22 protein-coding genes are annotated in these 25,901 nt (G+C 38.0%); 5 read left to right on the plus strand and 17 right to left on the minus strand.

All coding sequences use genetic code 11. The annotated features are described in order from the left end of the window. Window positions 1-57 precede the first annotated feature (57 nt). From CLV94_RS07560 to CLV94_RS07595, 8 genes are all read right to left on the minus strand, one after another. A complete protein-coding gene (locus CLV94_RS07560) occupies window positions 58-2,370 on the minus strand; it encodes a penicillin-binding protein 1A (RefSeq protein ID WP_121375795.1) in 2,313 nt (770 codons plus the stop codon). A gap of 6 nt (window positions 2,371-2,376) precedes the next feature. Continuing rightward, complete coding sequence (locus CLV94_RS07565; RefSeq protein WP_121375796.1) at window positions 2,377-2,862, minus strand: gliding motility lipoprotein GldH; 486 nt, start codon at window positions 2,860-2,862, stop codon at window positions 2,377-2,379. Then, window positions 2,846-4,159 carry a PSP1 domain-containing protein gene (locus CLV94_RS07570; RefSeq protein ID WP_121375797.1) on the minus strand — a complete coding sequence of 438 codons (1,314 nt, stop codon included), beginning with the start codon at window positions 4,157-4,159 and terminating at the stop codon, window positions 2,846-2,848. Before CLV94_RS07570 ends, CLV94_RS07565 begins: the two co-directional genes overlap by 17 nt. Window positions 4,160-4,337: 178 nt before the next feature. Further along, window positions 4,338-5,717, minus strand: coding sequence for an oxygen-dependent tRNA uridine(34) hydroxylase TrhO (gene trhO / locus CLV94_RS07575; RefSeq protein WP_121375798.1), 1,380 nt, complete (start codon window positions 5,715-5,717; stop codon window positions 4,338-4,340). Window positions 5,718-5,891: 174 nt separating this feature from the next. Beyond that, window positions 5,892-6,302, minus strand: a complete 411-nt coding sequence (locus tag CLV94_RS07580) for a BrxA/BrxB family bacilliredoxin (RefSeq protein ID WP_121375799.1) — start codon at window positions 6,300-6,302, stop codon at window positions 5,892-5,894. Between the two features lie 95 nt (window positions 6,303-6,397). Beyond that, complete coding sequence (locus tag CLV94_RS07585) at window positions 6,398-7,546, minus strand: lycopene cyclase family protein (protein WP_121375800.1); 1,149 nt, start codon at window positions 7,544-7,546, stop codon at window positions 6,398-6,400. 21 nt (window positions 7,547-7,567) lie between these two features. Next, window positions 7,568-8,026 carry a thioredoxin family protein gene (locus tag CLV94_RS07590; RefSeq protein ID WP_121375801.1) on the minus strand — a complete coding sequence of 153 codons (459 nt, stop codon included), beginning with the start codon at window positions 8,024-8,026 and terminating at the stop codon, window positions 7,568-7,570. A gap of 18 nt (window positions 8,027-8,044) precedes the next feature. Continuing rightward, the gene (locus CLV94_RS07595) at window positions 8,045-10,306 is read right to left on the minus strand and encodes a TonB-dependent receptor (protein WP_121375802.1); all 2,262 of its coding nucleotides are present in this window, start codon (window positions 10,304-10,306) and stop codon (window positions 8,045-8,047) included. Between the two features lie 87 nt (window positions 10,307-10,393). On the opposite strand from CLV94_RS07595, the gene CLV94_RS07600 reads away from it, so the two are divergent. Further along, a complete protein-coding gene (locus tag CLV94_RS07600; protein WP_121375803.1) occupies window positions 10,394-12,265 on the plus strand; it encodes an Nramp family divalent metal transporter in 1,872 nt (623 codons plus the stop codon). A 27-nt stretch (window positions 12,266-12,292) separates the two neighbouring features. Then, on the plus strand, window positions 12,293-12,946 hold the full coding sequence (locus tag CLV94_RS07605) for a metal-dependent transcriptional regulator (protein ID WP_121375804.1): 654 nt from the start codon (window positions 12,293-12,295) through the stop codon (window positions 12,944-12,946). Here the strand turns inward: CLV94_RS07605 and CLV94_RS07610 are convergent. The 3 genes from CLV94_RS07610 to CLV94_RS07620 are packed head-to-tail and all read right to left on the minus strand — an operon-like array spanning window position 12,943 to window position 15,602. After that, window positions 12,943-13,071, minus strand: a complete 129-nt coding sequence (locus tag CLV94_RS07610; protein WP_121375805.1) for a FeoB-associated Cys-rich membrane protein — start codon at window positions 13,069-13,071, stop codon at window positions 12,943-12,945. The two genes, CLV94_RS07605 and CLV94_RS07610, sit on opposite strands and share 4 nt — an antisense overlap. A gap of 60 nt (window positions 13,072-13,131) precedes the next feature. Then, a complete protein-coding gene (gene feoB / locus CLV94_RS07615; protein ID WP_121375806.1) occupies window positions 13,132-15,369 on the minus strand; it encodes a ferrous iron transport protein B in 2,238 nt (745 codons plus the stop codon). Further along, window positions 15,366-15,602, minus strand: coding sequence for a FeoA family protein (locus CLV94_RS07620; RefSeq protein WP_121375807.1), 237 nt, complete (start codon window positions 15,600-15,602; stop codon window positions 15,366-15,368). The genes feoB and CLV94_RS07620 overlap by 4 nt, the downstream gene beginning before the upstream one ends. Window positions 15,603-15,764: 162 nt before the next feature. Here CLV94_RS07620 and CLV94_RS07625 point away from each other — a divergent pair, with 162 nt between their 5' ends. Further along, window positions 15,765-16,199 (plus strand): YMGG-like glycine zipper-containing protein, encoded by a 435-nt coding sequence (locus CLV94_RS07625; protein ID WP_121375808.1) that lies wholly within the window; start codon window positions 15,765-15,767, stop codon window positions 16,197-16,199. 62 nt (window positions 16,200-16,261) lie between these two features. On the opposite strand, the gene CLV94_RS07630 is transcribed toward CLV94_RS07625, so the two are convergent. Continuing rightward, window positions 16,262-16,930 carry an SCO family protein gene (locus tag CLV94_RS07630; protein WP_121375809.1) on the minus strand — a complete coding sequence of 223 codons (669 nt, stop codon included), beginning with the start codon at window positions 16,928-16,930 and terminating at the stop codon, window positions 16,262-16,264. Window positions 16,931-17,049: 119 nt separating this feature from the next. Between CLV94_RS07630 and CLV94_RS07635 the strand changes: the two genes are divergently transcribed. Continuing rightward, window positions 17,050-19,107 carry a M13 family metallopeptidase gene (locus CLV94_RS07635; RefSeq protein ID WP_121375810.1) on the plus strand — a complete coding sequence of 686 codons (2,058 nt, stop codon included), beginning with the start codon at window positions 17,050-17,052 and terminating at the stop codon, window positions 19,105-19,107. 45 nt (window positions 19,108-19,152) lie between these two features. On the opposite strand, the gene CLV94_RS07640 is transcribed toward CLV94_RS07635, so the two are convergent. The 4 genes from CLV94_RS07640 to CLV94_RS07655 all read right to left on the minus strand — a co-directional run bounded on the left by CLV94_RS07640 (window position 19,153) and on the right by CLV94_RS07655 (window position 24,355). Next, complete coding sequence (locus CLV94_RS07640) at window positions 19,153-19,962, minus strand: NAD(P)H-binding protein (protein ID WP_121375811.1); 810 nt, start codon at window positions 19,960-19,962, stop codon at window positions 19,153-19,155. Beyond that, entirely contained in the window at window positions 19,949-22,330 is a 2,382-nt protein-coding gene (locus tag CLV94_RS07645) for a M28 family peptidase (protein ID WP_245982485.1), read from the minus strand. Before CLV94_RS07645 ends, CLV94_RS07640 begins: the two co-directional genes overlap by 14 nt. A gap of 25 nt (window positions 22,331-22,355) precedes the next feature. Further along, on the minus strand, window positions 22,356-22,703 hold the full coding sequence (locus CLV94_RS17150) for a hypothetical protein (RefSeq protein WP_121375812.1): 348 nt from the start codon (window positions 22,701-22,703) through the stop codon (window positions 22,356-22,358). A 125-nt stretch (window positions 22,704-22,828) separates the two neighbouring features. After that, window positions 22,829-24,355 carry a carbon-nitrogen hydrolase family protein gene (locus CLV94_RS07655; RefSeq protein WP_121375813.1) on the minus strand — a complete coding sequence of 509 codons (1,527 nt, stop codon included), beginning with the start codon at window positions 24,353-24,355 and terminating at the stop codon, window positions 22,829-22,831. A gap of 191 nt (window positions 24,356-24,546) precedes the next feature. On the opposite strand from CLV94_RS07655, the gene CLV94_RS07660 reads away from it, so the two are divergent. Beyond that, window positions 24,547-24,882 (plus strand): single-stranded DNA-binding protein, encoded by a 336-nt coding sequence (locus tag CLV94_RS07660; protein ID WP_121375814.1) that lies wholly within the window; start codon window positions 24,547-24,549, stop codon window positions 24,880-24,882. A 115-nt stretch (window positions 24,883-24,997) separates the two neighbouring features. On the opposite strand, the gene CLV94_RS07665 is transcribed toward CLV94_RS07660, so the two are convergent. Continuing rightward, a complete protein-coding gene (locus tag CLV94_RS07665) occupies window positions 24,998-25,900 on the minus strand; it encodes a histone deacetylase family protein (protein WP_121375815.1) in 903 nt (300 codons plus the stop codon). Window position 25,901 lies beyond the last annotated feature (1 nt).

Consider the following 25,901-nt stretch of genomic DNA (forward strand, 5'->3'; position numbering starts at 1 on the left):
GAATGTTTGTTTTGGACGATAAATATATAAAAAAACGCCTTAAAAAAGGCGTTTCTATTAAAAATCAAATTCGTCTGTATTTTGTTCTTCTTGGTCGACAGCTGTCGTATCTTTTACGGGTGGTTTCCAGCAATCTACTTTGATTGACAGGTTCGCTGGCCTTTCAAAAGGTTCTTTAGAAACGTTCAGTTCTTTGTCTGCGTAGCATTTTTTCATGAACAATCCCCAGATTGGTAAAGCCATTACGGCACCTTGTCCATAGGTGATGCTTTTGAAGTGGGCAGAACGGTCTTCATTTCCGACCCATACGCCTGTCGCTAAATTCGGAACCATTCCTACAAACCAACCGTCTGATTGGTTTTGGGTTGTTCCTGTTTTTCCTGCAATCGGGTTTCTTAATACATACGGATAGCCGGTCATCATTTCATAACCGAAACCACCGCCGTCTGTTCTCAAACGTCCTCCAGAACCGGATTCGGTAACACCTTCTAGAAGTTTGATTACTGCATAAGCAATGTCTTTGTTCAGTACATCGTGAGATTCTGGAACAGTTTCGTAAAGGATTACGCCATTCTTGTCTTCTATTCTTGTGATTACTTGAGGTTTTATGTAAACGCCTTGGTTGGCAAAAGTACTGTAGGCTGCTACCATATCTTCTACTGTAATTTCAACCGCTCCTAGAGCGATAGAAGGTTGTGAAGGTATGTTTGATTTCACACCTAATTTTTTCACCAAATCAATTACAGCATCAGGACCGACTTTGTCTATCAATTTAGCAGAAACGGTATTGATGGATTGCGCCAATGCATATTTCAGCGTTACCATTCCTTTGTAAGTTCCATTGGAATTCCTTGGCGTCCATGTTTCAGTTACGTTGTGTCTTCCTTTTGGAATAGTATAAGGAGCATCAATAATAGAATCGCATGGAGAATATCCTTGCTGTTCAATCGCTGCGGCATATACAAAAGGCTTAAATGTAGATCCGACTTGTCTTGCGCCTTGTCCAACGTGGTCGTATTGGAAATGTTTGTAGTTGATACCGCCAACCCAAGCTTTTACATGACCAGTTCTTGGCTCCATAGCCATAACTCCAGTCTGAAGAAAATGCTTATAGTATCGGATAGAATCGTTAGGCGTCATGATTGTATCTCTTTCACCTTTCCAGGTAAATACGGTCATGTCGGTCTTAACGCTGAACGATTTAAGGATTTCACTTTCGCTTTTTCCTTGGCTGCTCATCTGTCTCCATCTTTCGGAAGCTTTTCTAGCACGATCCATTAATTTTTCGGTTTCGGCATCGGACAGCTTGATGAATGGTGCGTTTTTGTTTGTTTTGGCTTGCTTGAAAAATTCTTTTTGAAGGTTTGCCAAATGAGCATCTACGGCTTCTTCAGCATACAATTGCATTCTCGAATCGATAGTCGTGTAGATTTTTAGTCCGTCGCGATAAATGTCATATTCAGTACCGTCCTTTTTTGGATTGTCTTTTGCCCAAGTTTTCATGAAATCACGAAGGTATTCTCTGAAATAGGTAGCAATTCCTTCGTTATGGCTTTCTGGGTGATAGTCAAGAACCAAAGGCTTTTTAGACAAAGATTCTTTTGCCGCTTCTTCTAGGAAGCCGTTTTTAACCATTTGTCCTAAAACCGTGTTTCTTCTTTTGAAGACAAGTTCTTTTCTTTTTTCTTTGATCGGATTGAAAAGAGAAGGGTTTTTTAGCATTCCTACCAAAACAGCACCTTCCTCAATTTTTAAATCGCGAGGTTCTTTTCCGAAGTATACTTTTGCAGCAGAACGTATTCCCACGGCATTATTGACAAAATCGGCCTTGTTAAAATACATGGCGATGATTTCCTGTTTGGTATATTGTCTTTCCAAGCGAGTTGCGATAATCCATTCTTTTACTTTTTGAACCATCCTGAATGGCAAGAATCGTGAGCCTTCACCGTGGAAAAGCAATTTTGCTAACTGCTGAGAAATTGTACTGGCCCCACCGCTTGTACCTAGGCTAGTGACAGCTCTTAGAGTTCCTCTGGCATCGATGCCAGAGTGGTCGTAGAAACGCTCATCTTCTGTAGCAACCAAGGCATCTACCAAGTGTTTTGGCAGGTCAGAATATTTTATCGCTGTTCTGTTTTCGTTGTAAAATTTACCGATGGTTTCTCCGTCAGAAGAAATAACTTCGGTTGCCAAGTTAGATTCTGGGTTTTCAAGTTCTTCAAAGGAAGGCATTGAGCCGAAAAGACCCCAAGAAGCAAAAAGAAAAAATAGGATTACTCCTCCAGTCCCATACAGAAATATCTTCCAGAATTTTCTGTTGTAGTATGCTATATCTTTAACTTGTGTGTTGTTATTTTTTTTAGTTGCCATAACTTTTTAATCTAATTTTTCTACTCTAAAGCCGACTTCTGTTACTCCTGCCAACTCTTGTACTCCTGCTACTTTTCCAGTCTGGCGTACCGCTTGCTGTATTCCAATCTTATAATCTCCAACGGATAGGAATTTATATTTTTCCTTAAAATAAAGCTTACTTTCTTTAATGTCAGAAAAGCCGCTGCCTAGCAAAGTACCATCTGGATTTGCCATCTGGTATTCAAGAGTGTCTACTTTTGTCAAGCCGCCCGGAGCTTCCATAGCCACAATCAAAAAGATATTGTTGAAAGGATAATCGTTATTGGAACGCAGGTTCACAAACAGATCATAGGCTTTAGTGGTGTCTTGATTGTTATAGGTAAAGTAAGCAATGCTGTCTTTATGCCATGTTTTTCCAAGCGATTTGTATTGGTCAAAGACTCTTTTTTTATCGCAGGAAACCAAAAGCAGTACTGTGAAAACAAAAAGAAGGCTATTTTTTAGGCTCATTTTTTTTGACAGGTGTTATTTTGTTATCCGGTTTTTTTTCGTTTGCAGGTCTAGGAGGCCTGTTTTTTTGATTGTTTCTGTTCGGGTTGTTATTTCTATTCTGATTTGCGTTTGGATTTTTATTTTCTCCAGCCGGTTTCTCAGTTGCTGTGTTTTCGCCTGCTGCCGCTGGTTTGCGTTTTTTGTTTGGCCTTTTCTTTTTCTTTGGCTGGTCAAAACGCGTCAAGCTTTCTTGACCCATCGCATTGTTGAAATCTTTTTCTGGTTCTTGTGTTACTTCAAGAGCATAATCTTCTAACGAAGAAACGCGCTTTTTCTGTTTATTTTCAGCAATAATTTCATTTACCTGGTCTACTTTCAGTACATGCCAATTGGCAAAATTATTGGTATAGGCGAACCACATCAGCCCTTTGAAAATGTCTTGTTTTTGGCAGATGGCATCTCCTTTTTCGGTCACCAATTTGGTGTCGAAATCAGGAAAATGTTGCAAGGCATCCATGTAAGTATCGAGCTCGTAATTCAAGCAACATTTCAATTTCCCGCACTGACCAGCTAGTTTTTGAGGATTCAATGATAGTTGCTGGTATCTTGCTGCTGATGTATTTACGCTTCTGAAATCAGTCAGCCAAGTGGAACAGCAAAGTTCTCTTCCGCACGATCCAATTCCTCCCAAACGGGCTGCTTCTTGACGGAAACCAACTTGTTTCATTTCGATTCTAGTGCTAAATTCTCTAGCAAAATCTTTGATTAATAGCCTGAAATCGACACGGTCGTTTGCTGTATAATAAAAAGTTGCTTTTGAACCGTCACCTTGAAATTCGATATCCGAAATTTTCATTTCCAGTTTTTGAGCGATAGCCAATTCGCGTGCGCGAACTTTCATAGGCTCTTCTTTTGCGCGGGCTTCAGACCAGATATCAATATCTTTTTGTGATGCTTTTCGGTAAATTTTCGGTATTTCATTGCTGGTATGGTTTACCGCTTTTTTCTTCATTTGGATTTTTACCAATTCTCCGGTCAATGTTACAATTCCCACATCGTGCCCAGGAGAAGCTTCAGTAGCGACAATATCTCCGATGCTTAGTGTAAGTTTTTCGGCATTTCGGTAAAATTCTTTCCTTCCGTTTTTGAAACGTACTTCGACACAATCAAAAGGAGCTTCTCCGTTAGGAAGGCTCATGTTAGACAGCCAGTCGAATACGGTTAACTTGTTGCAGCTGTCGGTGCCGCAAGTCCCTTTATTTTGACAGCCCTTTGGCGCACTGCCATCAGACGTTGAACAACTTGTACAGGCCATAATTTTATATAGATGTTGCGATTAACGCAACTTAAAATTCGTAAAATGTTTTGTGCGTAAAGATAGTATTTTTACTTTTAATGATGCAAAGCGTGTAACTTGTTGCCAGTCAATGAAAAAACAAAACCTATTCCATGACTCTGGAATAGGTTTTAACGTAAATAAAGTAAAAATATTTTTAGTCTAGAATTTTATACAGCTTATCCGAAAGGCGAATTCTAAAAGGGAGCGTTAAGGTTATTTTGTCTCCAGGCTTTGCAATTGTTCCTTCCACACCATTGACAAACATTTTGGTTATCTGTAATTCTTGATTTCCTGTCGACGGTCCAGAAATAATAATTCTGTCGTTGATTTTTAACTCGTTGCTTTCAATCAAGAATTGTCCGATTTCGGATTTTACAAAATAATGCTCTGCCTTTCCAATCAAAACTTTCTTTATTTTAATTTTTTGTCGGATATCTTTTGGCTTAACTACTTCGGTGGCGCCATTGTCAGCTTTTGCTAAAGCAATATCGGATAACTCTCCAGAGTGTTTGAATTTTAATTTTTCAGATTTTCCTTTTCTAAAAATCATATTTCCATTTTTCACGCCACGACGCAATTTTACTTGCTCTGCTAGTGACATGTGGATGATTTCTTGGCATTCTGTAGAACAGCAGTTTTCCATGACAGCTTTACATTCATCACATTGGATGAATAGTAAATGACAGCCTTCGTTTTCGCAATTGGTGTGATTGTCGCATGGTTTTCCGCATTGGTGGCATTGGGAAATAATGTCATCTGTAATGCGTTCGCCCAATCTGTGGTCGAAAACGAAATTCTTCCCAACAAATTTGCTTTCTAAATTTTCTTCCTTGATTTGCTTAGCATAATTAATAATACCACCTTCGAGCTGGAATACATTTTTAAATCCTTGGTGCTTGAAATAGGCCGAAGCTTTTTCGCAACGAATTCCTCCGGTACAATACATAACCAGATTTTTATCTTCCTTAAAGTCTTTTAATTGTTCGTTGATAATAGGCAAGGATTCGCGAAATGTTTCTACATCAGGAGTAATGGCTCCTTTAAAATGACCAATTTCGCTTTCGTAGTGATTTCTGAAATCGACAACAATCGTATTTGGGTCTTCTAAAATCTGATTGAACTCTTTTGCTTTTAGGTGTACGCCAATGTTGGTCACGTCAAAAGTATCATCATTCAAGCCGTCTGCTACAATCTTATCGCGAACTTTAACGGTTAATTTCAAGAAAGAATGGTCGTCATGTTCCACGGCTACATTCAGGCGTATGTCTTTCATGAAATCATATTGTTCTAATGTTCCTCTGAAAGCTTCAAAATTTTCGGCAGGAACAGACATTTGGGCATTGATTCCTTCTTTGGCGACATAAGTTCGGCCAAGGGCATCAAGCTGGTTCCAAGCTATAAATAAATCGTCACGAAATTTTTTTGGATCTTCAATTTTGGCATACGCATAGAATGACAGCGTGAGTCGCTGTTTGCCGGCTTCGTCAATGAGAGCCGCTCTTTCTTCTGCGCTTAAAGTGTTGTACAGTTGCATGCTATAAACGGTTTAAGTGAGAAATTATGTTGATTCTTATTGAATCTGCGGCAAAAATAAAGCTTTTATTCAAGAATCGAAAATGACATTTGTCATGTTTGGAGAATTGCTTAAAAAAAACCCTTTCAGAGTTTTAAACTCTGAAAGGGTTGAAATAAAAGATTTTAAAGATTTTTAGCAGAATTCTGTATAAGCGTCTTTTAAGTTTTCAGCAATCATTTCAGCTGGACGGCCTTCAATATGGTGACGTTCTAACATGTGAACCAATTCGCCATCTTTGAAAAGTGCCATGCTTGGAGAGGATGGAGGAAAAGGGAACATAAATCCGCGTGCTGCATCAACCGCTTCTTTATCTACTCCAGCAAAAACAGTCACTAGGTGGTCTGGTTTTTTGCTTCCGTCCAAGCTCATTTTTGCTCCCGGACGTGCGTTTCTTGCTGCACATCCGCAAACTGAGTTTACGACTACTAATGTGGTACCTGGTTTTCCAATTGCATTTTCAACGGCACCGGCACTATATAATTCTTCAAAACCTGCGTCTGACAATTCAGCGCGCATAGGTTTTACCATTTCTTCTGGATACATGACTTTTTTAGTTTAAAGTTTTAAGCTACAAAGTTACGAAGTTTTGATATGCAGTAAAAAATTCGGGCATAAAGATTTGTTATAGTTTCATAGTCTTATTTCATATTCCAAATTCTGTTGCACAAAGCTTGAAGGAAGGGCTTTGTCGGACATTTTAAAATGACTTTTATATCTTCATAAAGTGAAGTCTCTTCGTCTAAGAATTTAAAAATAAGAGTCGGATTTCCTTTTTTGAATAAAGAGGAAAAGATGGAACTTCCGAGATGGTTTTTTGTGTTCAGTATATCCAAAAGCAACAAATCATAAAACCAAAATTTATCTTTTCTATGGAATTTTCTAAAGTCGTTTTCTTTCAATAAAAAAGAAACTAGAGCTCTGGATTTTTTTGACGCATTTTTGAACGTATAGCCCGTGCTTGCTTTTGTCCACCCGCCTGCCGATCCGATGTTAAGGATGTTTTGCGTATTGTTTTTCCAAAAAAGATAGCTTGTCATCGGAATAGCGCCTCTTTCTTTTTCAATCACTTCGTAATTCGTAATCCGTAATTTTTCAAGATACTTTTTGATTTCGTCTTCATATTCTTTTTCAGGGAGAAGGTCTTTCGAGAATAAGGTATACTCAATCAAAGCTTCCGTTTCGGAAAAAGGCAGGACATACATAAATCGCGTGTTTCCTTTCTGGGCAACAGAAAAATCCATAAAAGTGGCTTTTTCGGGATTAAAAACGAGTTCTTGGGTTTTTATTTTCCAACCAATAAAATGCTGTTGCAAGTAGGGATATTTTTGTTGTGACAAAATTTCTTGAGCATTTAAAATACTATTGAAAAGCTTGTCGCAATGGTAGGTTTCGATTTCGGTCGTTACAATAACTTCGTTGTTCTTTTCTTTAAAGTTGATGACTTTTTGATTGGAAAACTCAATGTTTTTTTCTTTAGAAATACGATTAAAAACAAAATTGTAGAAATCCAATCCGTGAATCATTTTGTATTGATACGGACTCAAGTCTAAATCTCGAGCATAATTTTGATCTGAAAAAACAGCGATGTTCCATTTTTTGCTGACGAGATTTTCGTAGTCTCCGTCTGGAGTTTCCCAAAAACACCAAGTCCGGTCGTTGTTTTTCTTGGAATCGGAATCTAAAAGTAAGATTTTCTTGTCTTTGAATTTTCTAGAAAGTACTATTTGATAGACTGTCATCAAGGCTGATAGTCCTGCTCCCGCAAAAATGTAATCGTACTTTTTCATAATTCAAAAATAGAGAATATTTTACTGGATTTTGCTTAGAATCTCCAACAGTTCTTTAGGGCCGATATAAGACTGCAGCTGTGCTACTATTGAATAATCGGGATTGAGAATAGTGATTGTCGGATAAACCACATTTCCGTTTTTATCTCCTAAAATAGTGGCGAGTTCATGAATTCCGGAGTTATTTCCTTTTGGTTTGAATTTAAATGTATTTTCCTTGAAAATGATGTCTCTTTTTTCTTCAGCATTGAAGGAAATAAAATAGAAGTCTTGATTCAGTTTGTTGATTATGGCTTTGTTCTTAAATGTAGTGTTTTCCATCGTTTTGCAGAATTTACACCAATCGGTATGGATGAAAATCACGAAAGGTTTTGGATTTGCTTTCGACATTTCTTCTGCTTGCTCGAAAGTATGCGTTTTTAGCTGGGCAAAATTTTCGTTTGCCATCAGTACCAATATAATTAAGAGCAGTTTTTTCATAGTTTGGATTGGAAATTTTTACTTTAAAGTATATCGTATTCCAAAAAAGCTTCGGATTCCTTGATTCGGACCATACACATAACTCGGATCAAAAGTTAAGGCGTACGGATTGTCAGGCGTAGGCAGCACATTTCCTTGCGGGCCATATTGCACATTTTCATCAAAAGGATCGTTGGCTCTTGCAATAATAAAGGGATTGCCTTTGTTTGGCGTCCAGTTTAGCAAGTTCTTGATACCCATATAAATTTCGACATTTTTTATCTTATTATAGGTAAATTGAATGTTTTGTATGCTCCATGTTGGTGAATATTCTTTTCTAGGATCTAATTCGCCTAAAAGTGGCAGTCGCATCGGGCCGTAAATATTTCCTGTATAATCGATATCTAAGAAAAGCTTTGGGATTCGATAGGAAATAGCCCAAGTTCCTGAGAATTTTTCTGTCAACATCTGTCGTGTCTTGATGTCATTTTCGGTTTTTGACACATCCATATACGTAGCGCCGAGGATTAACTTCAATCCGTTTTGAAAAACAACGTCGATATTGGTGCTGATTCCTGTGGTTACTGCAAAGCCATCTAAGTTTTTATAGATAATCTTGTTCGGATAGGTATCATAATCGGGAATAATCGAGTTGGTGAAATAGGTATACCAACCGGCAGTTTCAATACCGATATACGTTCCGTTGCTTGTATAAATCTTTTTCAGGTAATTTAAGTTGGCATTATAAGACCTTTCAGGTTTTAACTCTTCTTCTACAACAACATCTCTCGAACCGGTCAAGGCAGCGTGTTCTTCGGTAAATAGATTTACAACACGAAAACCTGTTCCAGCATTTAGGCGGATAATATCGTTGTCGGTTGCTTTAAATTTATAAGCAAAACGAGGCGTGAAAATCGATCCGTGCTCGCTGTTGTAATCGTATCTGGCACCGAGCAAAATGCTATGTTTTTCATTAAACCGTATTTCGTCTTGTGCAAAAATACTTGGAATCCATGTCTTGTCTGCAGTAGACGTTGCCGGAGTATTGTCGTTATAAAATTGGTAGCGGACAGCTGTTCCGAAAAGCAAATCATGATTGGAAATTTTCTTATCCCAGGTCAGTTGTCCGAAACCTATTCGCTGCTGGGCCATATAAGGCGTATTTCCGTAAACCGAATTTTGATCGTGATCCGTATAAGAAAAAGATAACAACATTTTCTCTTCAATCGGAAGTTCATAAGCTCCTAATACTTCATATCTTTCGGTATAAATACTTTCGCCGTAGATTTCATTTCCACCGCGGTATTTTTTCTCCCACTGCATTTCACCGCCCCAGCGATCTTCATAAAAATAGCGCCCGGCAAGTGAAAACAATTTGTTGCTTTTTCTTCCGAAATTCCACTTTTGAAAAACAGAAATGCGATGTTGCAGCGTCACATCGGTAAAATTATCATGATTATTGTCTGTTGGATTATTGTAATTGAAATAGTTTACGCCAAGCAAAACAGATGAATTTTCCCCGATATTTCCTTTGAATCCTAAATCTAAATTCGCCTCTCCCCAAGAATTGCTGAAGCCGTCAACCGAAAATCGCGGAGCGCTAGATGGGTTTTTAGTGATGATGTTGATTAATCCTCCAACAGCCTCGCTTCCATATAAAGAGGAGGCAGGACCTTTTACGATTTCAATCCGTTCTAATAGCGAATTAGGAATTCCTGACAATCCATAAACAGTAGATAGTCCGCTTACTATCGGCATTCCGTCGATTAATACCAAAGTGTAAGGACCTTCAAGCCCATTGATATGAATGTCGCCTGTATTGCAGATGTTACAGTTCAATTGGGGGCGGACACCGTTGACATTTTGCAACGCCTCAAAAATATTAGCGGTCGGGTTTTTCTTGAAATAAGAAGGCTTGTAGACTTCGACGGGGACAGGACTTTCCAAACGACTTACAGGTTTAAGCGTACCGCTGATTACGACTTCGTCAAGAGAATTTTTATCATTTTCGAGTTCTAAATCTGCAATTGTATTTTCATTTTTTTTGATGAATATGCTTTTTCTTAATGTTTTACTTCCAACATAAGAAACTTGGATTTTATGATTTCCAACAGGAATATTTCTGATTTTATAATTGCCAAGACTGTCTGAAGAAGTGCCAAAGTTTGTTCCTAGAATTTTTATATAGGCATCGGTTATGGCAATTCCGTCAGAAGTTATCGTTCCCGAAATACTTCCTTTTTCTTGAGCAATACTATTTTGAAAACAAGTTATTAGAAATAGTAAAATTATATTTTTCATATAGGTTAATTAATTTTTAGACAAAACTAAAAATTATATTTTACTAAACAAATAAAATAATTATATTTGTATCAGTAACTTAATTGTATGGGCAAATCATTAGAAGAGGTACATGAATCGGTATCCACTCAAAACAAGAAGTCGGTATTCCGGAGAATATTAGCTTTTTTCGGTCCTGCTTACTTAATAAGTGTCGGTTATATGGATCCGGGAAATTGGGCGACTGATATTGCCGGAGGTAGCCAATTCGGTTATACGTTGCTTTGGGTATTGCTAATGAGTAATATCATGGCTCTGCTTTTGCAAAGCTTGAGTGCGAGATTAGGCATCGTGACACAACGTGATTTGGCGCAGGCATCAAGAGAAACGTATTCTCCTTTTATAAATTACATACTTTATTTTTTGGCCGAGATTGCTATTGCAGCTTGTGATTTGGCAGAAGTACTGGGAATGGCCATCGGGATTAATCTTTTGTTTGATATTCCTCTCATCGAAGGCGTCTTGATTACGGTACTGGACACTTTCCTTCTGCTCTTTCTGATCAATAAAGGCATTCGAAAAATGGAAGCTTTTATCATCGCATTGGTAGCAATAATAGGCTTTTCGTTTGTGTTTGAGATGATTTTTGCCGAACCAGAACTTGACAAAGTCGTATTGGGATTGATTCCATCGATACCCAACGAAGCGGCTTTGTATATTGCGATTGGAATTATTGGCGCGACAGTAATGCCGCATAACCTTTACCTGCATTCTTCTTTAGTCCAGACCAGAAAATTCGACAGAAGCAAAGCGGGAATCAAGCAGGCTTTGAAATACAATCTTATCGATTCTACAATAGCCTTGAATTTGGCCTTTTTTGTTAACGCCGCCATATTGATTTTAGCAGCAGCTACTTTCTATCGAAACGGTATGTTTCATGTCGCTGAAATCCAAGATGCGCATCAATTTTTACAGCCACTTTTAGGGACAAAATGGGCTCCAATACTTTTTGCTGTTGCGTTAATCGCCGCAGGACAAAGCTCAACAATTACGGGAACTTTGGCGGGACAAATCGTAATGGAAGGCTATTTGAATTTGAGAATCCAGCCTTGGGTCAGAAGGATAATTACACGTCTGATTGCTATTGTGCCGGCTGTTATTGTCATTTTGATTTATGGAGAACAAGTTACTGGAAAGCTTTTGATTCTGAGCCAGGTAATCTTGAGCTTGCAACTGGGATTCGCGATTATTCCGCTGATTCATTTTGTGAGCGACAAGACTAAGATGAACGGTTTTCATATCGGAAGATGGACAAAAATTGCTTCTTGGATTATTGCCTCGATTATTGTTTCACTGAATGCAAAACTGGTTTATGATGAAATTACGGGCTGGCTTGAAAATTCTGAACACCCTTTAGTGCTTTGGTTTACGGTTGTTCCTTTAGCTTTCGGATTCTTGACCCTGCTTTTATATATCGTGTTCAAGCCATTTTTTGCCAAGGCCAAAGCCAAGAATTATAACCATTCGCCTCATAATTTGGTGTTGAAGTTTTCAGAAACAGCTACCTATGACAAAAAAAATATTGCTATTTCGGTTGACTTTTCTGAAGCTGATGAGGCCGCCATAAACAATGCTTTTGAATTGGGTGGTATGGAAGCAAAATACACGCTGATTCATGTGGTTGAAACCGTAGGAGCAATGATGTATGGAGAAAATATAAAGGATCATGAAACGACAATTGATGAGAAATTGCTCAAGCAATACGAAGAAATGCTTTCCCAAAAAGGCTTTAAGGTCGAAACCCAATTAGGATTCGGTAAGCCTCATAATGTAATCCCAGCTATTGTTAATGAAGGAGCTTTTGATATTCTAGTGATGGGAACTCATGGGCACACCGGTTTCAAGGATTTGATTTTTGGAACGACAGTCGACAAATTGCGTCATAAAATATCCATTCCTTTATTTATTGTAAAGAAGTAAATTTATACCCGAATTAAATAGTTTATAATGACTTTTTCAGAAGAAAATTACCTAAAGACGATTTATCACCTTACAACAGCTTCAGACTCTGAAGTCAGCACTAATGCTATTGCTGAAAGAATGGAAACCAAAGCATCATCGGTTACGGATATGCTGAAAAAACTTGCTGAAAAAGACTTGGTAAATTATAAGAAGTACCAAGGTGTTTCACTAACATCCGCTGGAAAGTCTGAGGCAAAAATGATTGTGAGAAAGCACCGTCTTTGGGAAGTGTTTTTGGTAGAAAAGCTTGATTTTTCTTGGGATGAGGTACATGATATTGCAGAGCAACTGGAACATATAAAGTCAGAGCAACTCATCAATAAATTGGATGATTTTTTAGACAATCCTACCGAAGATCCGCACGGCGATCCAATTCCGGACCGGGAAGGAAGAATCGTAAAAATAGAAAAACAATTGCTTTCTGAATTGTCAGAAAACCAAGTGGGCGTCTGCGTTGGAGTGAAAGATACGTCTTCTGAATTTTTGAAATACCTTGACAAGCAGGAAATTGCCTTAGGCTCAAAAATCGAATTTCTTTCTAGAGAAAGCTTCGATTTGTCTTTAAGAATCCGAGTTGATAAAAAAGAATTGACAATTTCGAATAAAATCGCAAGTAATCTTTTCGTGAAACTGCTTTAGTGACAGCCACAATCATCACCGCCACAGTTTCCTGCTTTCTTTTTCTTCTTCCAAAAGAATTTTTTGATAAGAAAAGCCATGGATCCTGCGACTAAGAGGTACACTATGATTTCTTGAATATTCATCTTGCAAAGGTAAAAATTAAACTCCTTGACTATTGCTAATAAAACTATAAACTCTAGTGACTATTTTAGGATCTGGTAAACAACTAGCGAAACACTATACGCCAAAGCACTCATGAATATCAATTGTATGATAGGCCATTTCCAAGAATTGGTTTCCTTTTTTGTAATAGCTAACGTACTGATACATTGCATTGCAAAAGCATAGAATAGCAAAAGCGATATTCCAGTAGCAAAATTGAAAACTTTCTTGCCATTGACCGGATTTATTTCTGCTTCCATTCTGTTTTTTATCGTGACTTCTTCTTCGCTGTCTACGCTATAAATAGAAGCCAAAGTGCCAATAAACACTTCTCTTGCAGCAAAAGAAGTAATAACGGCAATGCCAATTTTCCAATCATAGCCTAAAGGCCGTATCACCGGTTCTATTGTTTTTCCTAAAACTCCGATATAGGATTTTTCTAGCTTATAGCTTGATATTTCTTGATTTTCCAGTTTTAAGAAAAGTTCTTGTTTCTTATGAGTAAGCGAATCGGCTATATCTTGAGTGCTTATTTTATAAATGTTTTTTGTTACGCTGTCATTAAGTGCTACGTAATGTTCTGACAACTTATTGTCAATATAATGCTGGTTGAATCGCGTCAATCCTTGCTGTTCAATTCTTTTTTTGACTATGGTTTCTGCATTTGCAAATTCATCAGACGAACCGTTAGAGCCAAGGAACCAAAGAATGATCGATATCGCCAAGATGATTTTTCCGGCCCCAAAAACAAATGCTTTTGTCTTTTCAAGAACATTGATGGCCACGTTTTTGAATAAAGGCAGCCTGTAGTTGGGCATTTCAATTACAAAATAGGATTTCGATTTTATTTTCAGGATTTTATTCAAAATATAAGCCGAAAATATAGCCATTCCAAAACCTAAAAGATATAAGGCCATTAACGTCAGTCCTTGCAAGTTCAAAAAACCTAAGATTCTCTTTTCTGGAATAATCAGTGAAATTAAGATGGCATATACTGGCAACCTAGCAGAGCAGGTCGTAAAAGGAGTTATTAAAATAGTAATCAGTCTCTCTTTCCAATTCTCGATATTTCTTGCAGCCATGATTGCTGGGATGGCACAGGCTGTTCCTGAAATTAGTGGTACGACACTTTTTCCGCTGAGTCCGAACTGTCGCATGATTTTATCCATCAGAAAGACTACGCGGCTCATATAACCGCTTTCTTCTAGTACAGAAATAAATAAGAAGAGGAAGGCAATTTGGGGAATGAAAATCACGACGCCTCCAATTCCAGGAATAATACCTTCGGAAATCAAGTCAGTCAGGACGCCCGCCGGAAGATTTGTCTTTGCAAAAGTGCCTAATTTGGCAAAGCTTTCATCAATAAAATCCATTGGGATGCTCGACCAAGAAAAAACCGATTGGAAAATGAGCATCAGTATGGCAAAAAATATCACATATCCGAAAACCTTGTGGACTAAAATCTTATCTAGCTTGGCCCGTATGCCTTTTGCCTTAGTGGTATCAATCTTGTATCCAATTTTAAGGACATCATTGATAAACTGATATCTTTTGATGGTTTCCTTTTGCTGCATTTTTTTGAGCTCGGAATTGGATTTTGCGAACGATTTTTCAGCAATCTCGTTTCGTTGCAGATGTCCAAAATTCACATCCTGTGTAATTACAAGCCACAATTTATAAAGCAATTCCTTTGGGAACGCATGACGAAGCTTGTCGAAATAATCGATGTCTATGCTCGAAGCGTTCAAGCAAGGTTCGGTAGAAATATTCTTATAATCGGCTATCAATTTTTTCAAGCTGTCTATTCCGATATTTTTTCTGGAGCTAATCAGCGCAATTTTGGTCTTTAGCTGTTCTTCGAGATAGGGAATATCAAGTTCAATTCCTTTATAATCCATCCTATCCGACATATTTATGGCTAAGATTGTCGGAATTTCCAAATCCTTGATTTGAGTGAAAAGCAAAAGGTTGCGCTTTAAGTTTTCGACTTCCGTAACAACAACGGCAACATCAGGATAATTGGAGTCGTTTTTATTGAGCAGCAGTTCAATCACGACATTTTCGTCAATCGAACTAGCATTCAGACTGTAGGTTCCAGGCAAGTCAAGAATTGTGGCTTTTAAGTTGTCGGTCAGCTTGCTGTAGCCGATTTTCTTTTCAACGGTTATTCCAGGATAATTACCGACCTGCTGTTTCAATCCGGTAAGCTGATTAAAAACAGAAGTCTTTCCTGTATTGGGATTGCCTATTAAGGCTACTTTAAGATTTTGATGGCTCATAGGGTTTCATTCACGACTTCAACAGTAATAGCATGGGCAGTTTCCTTGCGAATTGCAACATGGCTGTCATTTACATTGATATAGAGCGGATCACCCAGCGGAGCGATCTGCAAGAGTTCCACATGATTGCCTGGGAGACATCCCATTTCTAGCAATTTTAGTGGAATACTATCAATATTAAAATCAAGTATTAGTGCTTTTTGACCGATTTTGAGCTGTGCTAAAGTTTTCAAGCCTTATTTAGATTCAATTTAGATTGCAAAAATAGGAATTATTATTGAAGTAGGCTATAAAACAGAATAGGTTTAAGTCGTATAAGATTATAGTGCAATCGTGTAAAGTTGGATAGGAGATCTCGGCTTACTTTTATAGCATAATCGAAAAATAGAAATGTCATGAAAAAGTTACTTTATGTTGCCCTTATAGCTGTTATTTTTACAGCCTGTAAAGATACCGCGGCAGATAGCGCTGCGATAAAGCAACAACGCGAAATAGATTCTATGAAAGTTGCTATGAAACAGCAAGAAGAAGCATTAGCCAAACAAAGAACAATCGATTCTATGAATGCTATTGTAGCGGAAACTCAAGCTCGTGCAGCACAAGCTGCTGCTGCCAACAAAGCCGCGCCCGTAACTGCAGAACAGAAAAAAAAGGGATGGAGCTCTACTGCTAAAGGAGCTGTAATCGGAGCTGGTGCAGGAGCGATTACCGGTGCAGCCATTTCTAAGAAAAAAGGCGAAGGTGCTATTATCGGCGGACTGGCAGGAGCTGCTGTCGGAGCAGGTACTGGAGCTATTATTGATGGGAAAAAGAAAAAGGAAAAAGAATAATGCTTTATTACAAAAGAAAAGAGGCGGTGTAAATTTACATCGCCTCTTTTTTTATCTAACAGTTATTTTTCTGCACTCAGATAATTAATATCGTCTAAAAGCCTTTTTACATCTTCCAGTTTGGTTCCATCATAAAACCCTCGAATTCGTCTTTTCGCATCGACCAAAACAAAATTTTCGGTATGGACCATATCATATAATTCTGTGGAACTTGTTGTTTTTACGGCTAGATATGATTTTCGGGCAATATAATAAATGTCTTTTTTGTCGCCTGTAACAAGATTCCATTTGCTGTCGATTACTCCTTTTTTAACAGCATAGGCTTTCAAGACTTCTGGAGTATCAATATCAGGCATGACTGTATGCGACAACAGCATGACTTTTGGATTGTCTTTAATTTGCTCTTGTAGCCAAGCCATATTCTCTCCCATCGGCACGCAGATTGACGGGCAGGTGGTGAAGAAAAAATCAGCTACATAAATTTTCCCTTCGTAATCTTTCTGCGTAATCGTTTTTCCGTTTTGGTTGGTAAACGAAAAATCATCTATCGTATGGTATTTTTTGACGTATTGCACGGTTGTATCGACCATTTCCGGATTGACATCTGCCGGATTGTAAATCTTCAAAGTCTTTTTAGGTTTTAATGCGAAGTAAAAAAGAGTAATTATAAGCGCCGATAGTAAGAAAAGGACAAGAAATAAAATTCTATATTTTTTAAAAAAGGTAAGCATTCGAAAGAAATTTTTGCGAAATTACAAAAGAAAGCCTCACGCAGATTTTATTTTAACAGTTATATAAGCCAAACAAATATTTTACTTTTTAAATTTGTAGTAATACTAAACACTTCTATATGAAAATAATTTTGAATAAGGGTATGCTGTCCATCACCGCAATGGTTTTGGCGGCAATTTCGGCAAATGCCCAGGAAAAACCAAAGCATCCTGGAATTGAACTCCAATATATGGATTTGTCGGTAAAGCCAAATGACAACTTCTTTAAATTTGTAAACGGGAAATGGGTTGATGAGACAGAAATTCCAGCAGACAGAACCCGTTGGGGAAGCTTCGACGAGCTTCGCCAAAGAACAGATGAAGACGCGTTGGCTATCCTTAATGAGGCTGTGGCGGATAAAAAACTAGATCCAAAATCAGACCAAGCAAAAGCCGTAAACCTGTATAAAACAATCATGGATACGGTGACAAGAAACAAGCAAGGAATTGCGCCTCTGAAACCGTATTTGACAAAAATCAATGCAGTGAAGAACGTAAAAGACCTTCAGGCTTTGATGATTGAAATGGAACCTATCGGTGGTGTCGGATTTTTAGGTGCTGGCGTTGGAACTGATGCTAAAAACAGCAACAGAAACGTCGTGACTGTTGGTTTAGGAAGTCTTGGTCTTCCAGACAGAGACTATTATGTTTCTGATGAAGCAGATTCTAAAGAAAAACGTGAAAAATATGAACTGCACGTTGCAAAAATGTTGCAATATCTTGGTGAAAAACCAGCCGATGCAAAGAAAAATGCGGCTAAAATTCTAGCCTTAGAAATCGCAATGGCGAAGCCTAGATTGGACAGAGTTGAAAGAAGAGACAGAAGAAAGACCTACAATCCGATGACGATTGCAGATCTGCAAAAATTAACGCCTTCTATTAACTGGAATACCTATCTGACAGGAATCGGACTTCCAAAATTGGACTCTGTTATTGTTTCTCAGCCAAAATATATGACAGCTATCGAAGATATCTTCAAGCAAAATAAAGTAGAGGACTGGAAAGAATATATGAAGTGGACGTTGCTGAACAAATCTTCAGGAACGCTTTCAACAGAAATCGAGACCGCTAACTGGGAATTCTACGGAAAAACCTTAACCGGAGCCATAAAGCAAAGACCTCGCAATGAAAGAGCTTTGCAGACTATAAATGGTAGCGTTGGAGAAGCTTTAGGGAAGCTGTATGTAGCTAAAAAATTCCCGCCAGAAGCTAAAGCAAAAGCTGAAAAAATGATCAAAAACGTATTTTTAGCTTTTGAGAACAGAATCAACAAACTTCCTTGGATGACCAAAGCGACTAAGGCAAGTGCTATCGAGAAATTGCACAAATCAAGAATCAAGATCGGTTATCCTGACAAGTGGAAAGATTATTCTGCATTGACAATTGTAGGTCCTGAAAAAGGAGGTACTTATTTTGACAACATGAAAAATCTGGCTAGATGGAGCTATAAAGAAGATATCGAAAAATTAAACAAGCCAGTTGATAAGGACGAATGGTTCATGTCGCCTCAGACAGTGAATGCCTATTACAATCCTTCCTATAATGAAATTGTTTTTCCTGCAGCAATCTTGCAACCGCCTTTTTATGATTACAAAGCGGACGAAGCGGTAAATTATGGTGGAATTGGAGCCGTAATCGGCCATGAGATTTCTCACGGTTTTGATGATTCTGGCTCTCGATACAATGCTGACGGAAACTTGGTAAACTGGTGGTCAGACGAAGATTTGAAACAATTTACAGGTTTGGGAGGTTCATTGGCAGATCAATACAGTGCTTTACAGCCATTGCCAGGAATTTATGTGGACGGAAAATTTACTTTAGGTGAAAATATCGGAGACTTAGGTGGCGTAAATGCAGCTTACGATGGATTGCAATTGTACTTAAAAGAAAACGGAAACCCAGGATTAATTGACGGTTATACTCCAGAGCAACGTTTCTTTATTTCTTGGGCGACCATTTGGAGAACAAAAGCTCGTGATGAAGCAATCAAGAATCAGGTAAAAACTGATCCGCATTCGCCAGGAATGTACAGAGCGTATGTGCCGCTACAAAATGTGGATGCCTTCTACCAAGCTTTCGGAATCAAAAAAGGTGACGGAATGTACGTAGAGCCAGAAAAGAGAGTTAAGATCTGGTAATAAGATTTATAAGAAATCCCAAGTGTGAGCTTGGGATTTTTCATTTTATAAGGTTTCTATCTGAAATTTATAATCTAAAATAGTTTCCAACTTACGGCTGTCAATAATTTTTCCAACCGATTTCTTTTCAGAGTTGAAACTTGGCAAATCTAAGTTTAAGCTTTTGGCTTTTTTAGTGTAATAGTCTTTTCTTGTAGGATGAGATGGCGCAGCAGCATTAAAAGTTTCATTCCAAATCCCTTTTTCAAGAATTGTTGAAATGATTCCAATACAATCTTTTTGATGGATAAGGTTTATCGGACCATCTGGATTCTCAATATTTTTACGTCCCGAGAGAAATTTTATAGGATGTCGGTCTTCGCCAATCAATCCTCCAAATCGCACAATTGTAGTATCGAATTTAGAATTGCTTAATAAGAGATTTTCTGCTTCGAAAAGCTGCTTTCCGCTTTCGGTATCTGGATTTGGAATATCTTTCTCTGTAATAATAGAAATACTTTCTGTGTCGTTATACACAGACGTAGAGCTAATAAATACTACTTTTTTGATTGAGGATTTTTCAATTTCAACAATCAGTTTTTGGATTTTTAAAGCAAAATTTTCGGATGGATCGCTTTTCAGTTTAGGCGGAATATCAATGATAAGTATTTCGGAATTTCCTAAAAAACTATTGATATCTCCTGATATTTCTTGAGTGCCAACAGAAATCAAAAAAGGCTTTATTTCCGCATTTTCTAGAATGGAAAGTTTGCTTTCTGAAGTCGTCGAGCCTTTCACCGAAAATCCTTTTTCGATTAAAACTTTTGCCAAAGGAAGTCCGAGCCAGCCGCAGCCTAAAATACTAATTTCCGGCATTGATTTCTAGAGTTGCGGGCTGTTGCTGTATGCTGTCCAAGATTTGAGCAGGAACAATTTCTTGTTTAAAGTTCGGCTTGATTTTTTGTTTTATAACAACGGCATCGTTTAATACAAAAGGCGTCGGCATCATCCAGTCTTCACGTTTGGCAATGCTGAACATCTTGTTGGACAGCAAATCGAAAGAAGATTCCATTAATTCCATATCAAGAACGGCTTTGGAAGCGACGCTGAATTGCAATTCCAATGGCTCATTGTCGGTTACATAATAACTTAAAATCTTTCTACCTTTTCTCTTAAAGGCCGAGCCTTCTTGGTTGATATGTTTCACGCCATTTGTTCTCAGGTTATGAAAAGTCAGATTTTCATGAGCAAAAATATCATAGCGATTAACTTTTCTATTAGGACTGATTTGAATCTTCAAATGCCTTTGTGTTCCTATTACGGTATCTCTCAAGAAACGAATCGTAGGGCCGTCCAGATCTTTGGCAGGAGCAGTATGAGAATATGTGAATTTTGAATTGTATTTGCTGAACAAGTTATAAGGTTCTAATTGTTTGGCATCCGAAGGTTTTTCACCAAGATAACCTTTTGTCCAAGAATCAAGATTTTGGTCATACGTGACCCATAGCGCCTTATTTGTGTCGCTGTCGTAGACATATAAAAGACTATTTTGTTTTGCTTTTCCGGGTTCATAACCAGATTCCAGATGTGCTTTTATAAAAAAGCCTATCGCTATTGTGACCATTGCCATTGCCCAAATTCCTTTCTTTGGATAATAGCCAAAAACAGGCATAAGCAAGGTGAAAACTAAAACAGTTAGTGCGGCGCTCGCTCCTAAAAGTTTTAGTCCTAAGCCAATCGGGAAAGTGGTAATAAAAGGAACAAAAATTATAAAAGCAGGAATGCTCAGGATAAGATTTAAAATCCAGCTTTTCTTCTGCGTAATCACAAAATAAGCCAACATGATCAAGGAGCAAAAAACAGGAATGATAAAAAATCCGGCTCCAGGAAGATAAACAGCCAAAGCTATATTGATGAGAATCCAAATAAATAAAGGCGCGATAGAAAAATTCATGGCCTGATTCTCGAAGTAGTATTTTTTATAGAAACCAAAGCTTATGGCCAAGCTGATGAACACGAAGAATCCTATATAATAATGGCCGTTGTATGTAAATCCGTGTAAGATGTCTTTGTATTGAGGATAAAATTCGTTTATGATTTTCCATCCTAAAAAAGCCGCTGCTCCAGATACTAAGAGAGAAGCAAAAAACGGAACAAAACCGCGTCCGATTTCTTTAATGGACAATGTTCTCTTTCCGATACCGATGAATACGAGAAAGATAAAGAGCGCTCCTGCAATAATTACCAAGATATAATTCCAAGAAAAAGGATAGCTTACAAAGTAAAAAGGAGTATTGAAATAGACGTAATCTTCTGTGCTACTGAGCGTCTTCAAGTCGGCATTGGCAAAATAGTTCAGCAATGGCATGATGTAAGTGCCTTGGTGCGCTAGCGTTGTCTGACTCAAATGCTGAATGTCGTCTTGCTGCGTATGATAATTGAAATGATCATCGATAAAGGCAAAATTGAATCCTTGGATTTTTCCTTCTTCTCTAAAAACGGTCAGATCGGTATCATTAGGCAGCATTTTGTAGATGCTGTACATTAATGAGTTTGAGACAGGATAGCTAGGATTTGCTTTTGTAAATTCTCTAACCATGGAAGCGTTGCCTTCATTAGTTTCCATCAGCATATAAGAAGGTCCGGCACTTCCTCTTGCTTCCAGATTGAGTACCAAACCTACCTCTTTTGCCCAAGGATGTTCCGTCACAAAAAGCGCAGCGCCATTAAGGCCCAATTCTTCTGCGTCTGAAAATAAGATGATAATATCATTTTTATTGGCCGTCTTATTGGCCAAAAAGGCACGTACACTTTCTAAAATTGTAGCAATTCCCGAAGCATCATCACCAGCACCTAAAGAAGAAGAGTGCGGAGCGCTATCGTAATGGGACAAAAGCATAAGTGCTTTGGAGCTATTTGATCCTTTTATTCGGGCAAGAATATTTTTTGATTTAGCGAGATTTCCCCATTCGGTCAAGGTATAGCCTTCTTGAGTAGTCGTTTCTAATCCTAGTTTTTGAAGTTCTTTTTCAAGAAGAGAGGCTACGGTCTTGTGATTTTCAGAACCAACATAATGGGGCAGCTTGGATATCGAGGCTACTTGTTCAAGAGCTCTTTTTGTAGAAAATTCCGTCAATGGAACTTCCTCTTTGGCAACGGTTTGGGGCATCATTGCAAAGAAAATTCCATAAATAATTCCTGCAACAAGCAAAGCAGAAATAAGGGAACTATATCTTTTTTTCATTCAGTTCGTGAGTATTTAGGTGGTGTTAATTTTTTTTGACGAGCACGTAAAAATCATTATCCAACAGCAAATAACCTTGATTATAAAGGAAGTAGTAGGTACTTCCAGCTTGTGTATGCAGGATGTTCGTAAAGAATTCAAAGTCAAAGCCTTTGCTTAAAAGTTTCGACTTGGTGACCTTCGTCTTACCCTCGACATTCATTTCGGATAAAATTCTATAATTTTTGCGTAACTTGTTGTTAATGTCCCGCATTAAATTATTCAAATCTTTATTAATTTTGTTATTATATGCATTTCTGCATCCGTCATTGCAAAACTTTTTGTCCTCGCGGCCTATTATGACCGCTCCGCACTCTAAACATGTTTTTGGCATAATCTTTCTTTTTTTGGTGTAAATATTTAACAAACTTCATGTGAACTTGGAGGGTGTTTTGGCTAAAATAAAAATAAAAACAAATCATTGTTCTTTTTTCTTACACAAACATCAGAAATTTTTTTCTATTTCAGCTTTTTAATTTTATATAAATCATCACGTCTATCTTTTAATATCCTGACACTTCCCTGTTCATGCAGTTTTTTCAACATATCAAGATCTACATCTGCAATGAGGGTCATTTCGGTATTCGGAGTCGCTTCAGCCTTGATTCCATTAGACGGAAAGGCAAAATCTGAAGGAGTGAAGACTGCTGCTTGGGCATATTGAATGTCCATGTTATTCACTTTTGGAAGATTTCCAACACAACCCGCAATTGCAACATAACATTCGTTTTCAATGGCTCGGGCCTGAGCGCAAAGCTTTACGCGCGTATAAGCATTTTGCGTATCGGTAAGAAAAGGCACAAATAAGATTTCCATCCCTTCATCGGCCATTAGCCTTGACAATTCTGGAAATTCTACGTCGTAGCAGATCATGATTCCAATTTTGCCGCAATCTGTATCAAAAGTCTTGATTTCAGAACCGCCTTTCATTCCCCAATATTGTACTTCGTTAGGCGTGATGTGGATTTTCGTATACATTTCAGAAGTACCATCTCGTTTGCAGAGGAATCCTACGTTGTATAAGTTTCCATCCTCTGTATACGGCATGCTTCCGGTAATGATGTTGATATTGTAAGCAATCGCAAATTCTTGGAATTTTTTGCGAATGGGCTCGCAGAAATGCGAAATCTCTCGGATAGCATCGGCCTCAGAAAGATGGTTATAATCGGCCATTAATGGAGCGATAAACAATTCTGGGAAAAGCACAAAATCGCTACTATAGCCAGAAACGACATCGATAAAAAATTCTGACTGTTCAAAAAGTGCTTCCAGATTAGCAAGTGGACGCATCTGCCATTGTACTAACCCAAGACGGATGACACTTTTTCTGGCATTGATCAGCTTTGGACTTTTTTCGTAATATATGTTGTTCCATTCCAGCAAGACGGCATATTCTTGCGAGCTGACATCGCCTTCAAGGTAATTTTTCATGATTTTCATAACATGGAAATCATTGCTCAGCTGAAAAGAGAGAACGGGGTCGTAGAATTCCTTCAACCGCACCTTGTCGATATATTCCTTAGGCGTCATTTCTTCCGAATACTTAGAATACTTTGGAATCCTTCCTGCAAAAATTATCGATTTCAGATTTAATGTTTCGCAGAGTTCTTTACGGGCATCGTATAATCTTCGTCCTAAGCGGAGTCCGCGATATTCCGGGTCAATAAAGACATCAATTCCATATAAGACTTCACCCTCGGGATCATGTGTTGAGAAGGAAGAATTTCCGGTAATCTTTTGATACGTATGATTTGAGCTGGCTTTTTTATAATTTACGAGAATAGAAAGTGCTGAGCCGACAACTTTGTCATCTACAAGAATAACCAGCTGTCCTTCTGGAAATAAAGAAAGCAATCGTTCTATTTCTTCTTCTTCCCAATAAGGCTCATCAAATTCATCATAAGCATGAAGCATTGAAGTTTTGAGCTGCTTGTAGTCTTCTATCTGTAAGTTTCGTAATTCTACTTTATTAATTTCCGCCTGCATAAAAAATTCATTTTCCGAAAGTTAAACATAATATTTTCCGTTTGCAAACGATTATAAACACTTATAATCGAAAGTAAACGGATTACTACCGAATAATTTCACTTAACTATCACATCTTTGCAATGTTGGTTAAAACGAGGCATCGTATTATGCGGATTTGATATAAATATAATAACTTAAATTTAAACGCCATGAATGCATTAAGAAACAGAGTACAGCTGATTGGGAATACTGGCAAAGATCCTGAGATCAAGAATTTTGATGGTGGGAAAAAATTAGCAACGCTGACTATCGCTACAAATGAGTCTTTTACTAATGACAAAGGTGAGAAAGTTACCGATACCCAGTGGCATTCTCTTGTGGCTTGGGGGAAGACGGCCGAAATCATAGAAAAGTATGTCACTAAGGGCGACCAGATTGCGATTGAAGGCAAACTGACACACAGAAGCTATGACGATAAGAACGGAGAAAAACGGTATGTCACTGAAATCGTGATTGCTGAAATTATGCTATTGGGAAATAAGTAGACTCGATTACAAAGATTAGTAACAGTTGTTTGAATTTGATATAGGAAGATAAATTATGTTAAACGCCACTTCAGAAACTGTTATTATTTTGACCATCCCTATTTGGGATGGTCTTTTATGTAAAAAGACTTTTTGCTATGCGATACGTATTGGCATGAGCTTCGATAATCGTTTTTATTTCTGGGGAATAACCGCCACCCATGCTACATTGTACAGGAATTTCGAATTTCTTGCAAAACGATAAAATAATTTCATCCCTCTTTTTGCAACCTTGGATAGAACAGCCCAGTTTTCCTAGTTTATCAGAATCTAAGATGTCTACGCCGCTTAGATAAAATATAAAATCGGGCTTTTCTTGTGCAATCAATTTCGGGACAATTTCATTTACGATACGAAGATATTCTTCATCGCTTGTTTTGTCAGGCAACGCAATATCTAAATCGGAAGTTTCTTTCTTGAAAGGATAATTCGATTTCCCGTGTATTGAAAAAGTAAAAACATCGGGATTATTCTGGAAGATTTCAGCAGTTCCATTTCCTTGATGGACGTCCAAATCGATGATTAGGATTTTTGAAGCTAACTTTTTGTCTAAAAGATATTGAGCGCCAATGGCCTGGTCATTCAATAAACAAAAAGCTTCTCCTCGGTTGCTATAAGCATGATGCGTACCGCCGGCAATATTAAATGCTATTCCTGTCTGTAATGCTTTTTCACAGCCTGAAATTGTGCCTTCCGCTATTCGTAATTCGCGTTCGATTAATTCGGCTGAAAGCGGGAAACCTATTTTTCGTGCTGCTCTCGCATCCAATGTCAGAGTAAGCAATTCTTCAACATAATCTTTATCATGAACTGCCAAGATGTGCTTTAGGTCTGGAATATCAGGTGTGAAAAAATCATTTTCTGTGACAATCCCTTCATGAAGCAATTGCTGTGGAAGCAATTCGTATTTCAGCATCGGAAAACGATGGCCCTCGGGTAAAGGATGTTTGTAAATCGGATGAAACGCAATCGGAAGCATT

Source organism: Flavobacterium endophyticum, assembly GCF_003634455.1.
Classification (GTDB): Bacteria; Bacteroidota; Bacteroidia; order Flavobacteriales; family Flavobacteriaceae; genus Flavobacterium; species Flavobacterium endophyticum.

Excerpts from the sequence above, each read along its gene's own strand:
- CLV94_RS07580 (WP_121375799.1), bottom strand. The coding sequence starts at position 6,302 with ATGTATCCAGAAGAAATGGTAAAACCTATGCGCGCTGAATTGTCAGAC.
- feoB (WP_121375806.1), bottom strand. The coding sequence starts at position 15,369 with ATGAGCCATCAAAATCTTAAAGTAGCCTTAATAGGCAATCCCAATACA.
- CLV94_RS17150 (WP_121375812.1), bottom strand. The coding sequence starts at position 22,703 with ATGCCAAAAACATGTTTAGAGTGCGGAGCGGTCATAATAGGCCGCGAG.
- CLV94_RS07560 (WP_121375795.1), bottom strand. The coding sequence starts at position 2,370 with ATGGCAACTAAAAAAAATAACAACACACAAGTTAAAGATATAGCATAC.
- CLV94_RS07655 (WP_121375813.1), bottom strand. The coding sequence starts at position 24,355 with ATGCAGGCGGAAATTAATAAAGTAGAATTACGAAACTTACAGATAGAA.
- CLV94_RS07595 (WP_121375802.1), bottom strand. The coding sequence starts at position 10,306 with ATGAAAAATATAATTTTACTATTTCTAATAACTTGTTTTCAAAATAGT.
- CLV94_RS07585 (WP_121375800.1), bottom strand. The coding sequence starts at position 7,546 with ATGAAAAAGTACGATTACATTTTTGCGGGAGCAGGACTATCAGCCTTG.
- CLV94_RS07590 (WP_121375801.1), bottom strand. The coding sequence starts at position 8,026 with ATGAAAAAACTGCTCTTAATTATATTGGTACTGATGGCAAACGAAAAT.
- CLV94_RS07645 (WP_245982485.1), bottom strand. The coding sequence starts at position 22,330 with ATGAAAAAAAGATATAGTTCCCTTATTTCTGCTTTGCTTGTTGCAGGA.
- CLV94_RS07665 (WP_121375815.1), bottom strand. The coding sequence starts at position 25,900 with ATGCTTCCGATTGCGTTTCATCCGATTTACAAACATCCTTTACCCGAG.
- CLV94_RS07625 (WP_121375808.1), top strand. The coding sequence starts at position 15,765 with ATGAAAAAGTTACTTTATGTTGCCCTTATAGCTGTTATTTTTACAGCC.
- trhO (WP_121375798.1), bottom strand. The coding sequence starts at position 5,717 with ATGCAACTGTACAACACTTTAAGCGCAGAAGAAAGAGCGGCTCTCATT.
- CLV94_RS07660 (WP_121375814.1), top strand. The coding sequence starts at position 24,547 with ATGAATGCATTAAGAAACAGAGTACAGCTGATTGGGAATACTGGCAAA.
- CLV94_RS07600 (WP_121375803.1), top strand. The coding sequence starts at position 10,394 with ATGGGCAAATCATTAGAAGAGGTACATGAATCGGTATCCACTCAAAAC.
- CLV94_RS07605 (WP_121375804.1), top strand. The coding sequence starts at position 12,293 with ATGACTTTTTCAGAAGAAAATTACCTAAAGACGATTTATCACCTTACA.
- CLV94_RS07570 (WP_121375797.1), bottom strand. The coding sequence starts at position 4,159 with ATGGCCTGTACAAGTTGTTCAACGTCTGATGGCAGTGCGCCAAAGGGC.
- CLV94_RS07640 (WP_121375811.1), bottom strand. The coding sequence starts at position 19,962 with ATGCCGGAAATTAGTATTTTAGGCTGCGGCTGGCTCGGACTTCCTTTG.
- CLV94_RS07565 (WP_121375796.1), bottom strand. The coding sequence starts at position 2,862 with ATGAGCCTAAAAAATAGCCTTCTTTTTGTTTTCACAGTACTGCTTTTG.
- CLV94_RS07630 (WP_121375809.1), bottom strand. The coding sequence starts at position 16,930 with ATGCTTACCTTTTTTAAAAAATATAGAATTTTATTTCTTGTCCTTTTC.
- CLV94_RS07610 (WP_121375805.1), bottom strand. The coding sequence starts at position 13,071 with ATGAATATTCAAGAAATCATAGTGTACCTCTTAGTCGCAGGATCCATG.
- CLV94_RS07635 (WP_121375810.1), top strand. The coding sequence starts at position 17,050 with ATGAAAATAATTTTGAATAAGGGTATGCTGTCCATCACCGCAATGGTT.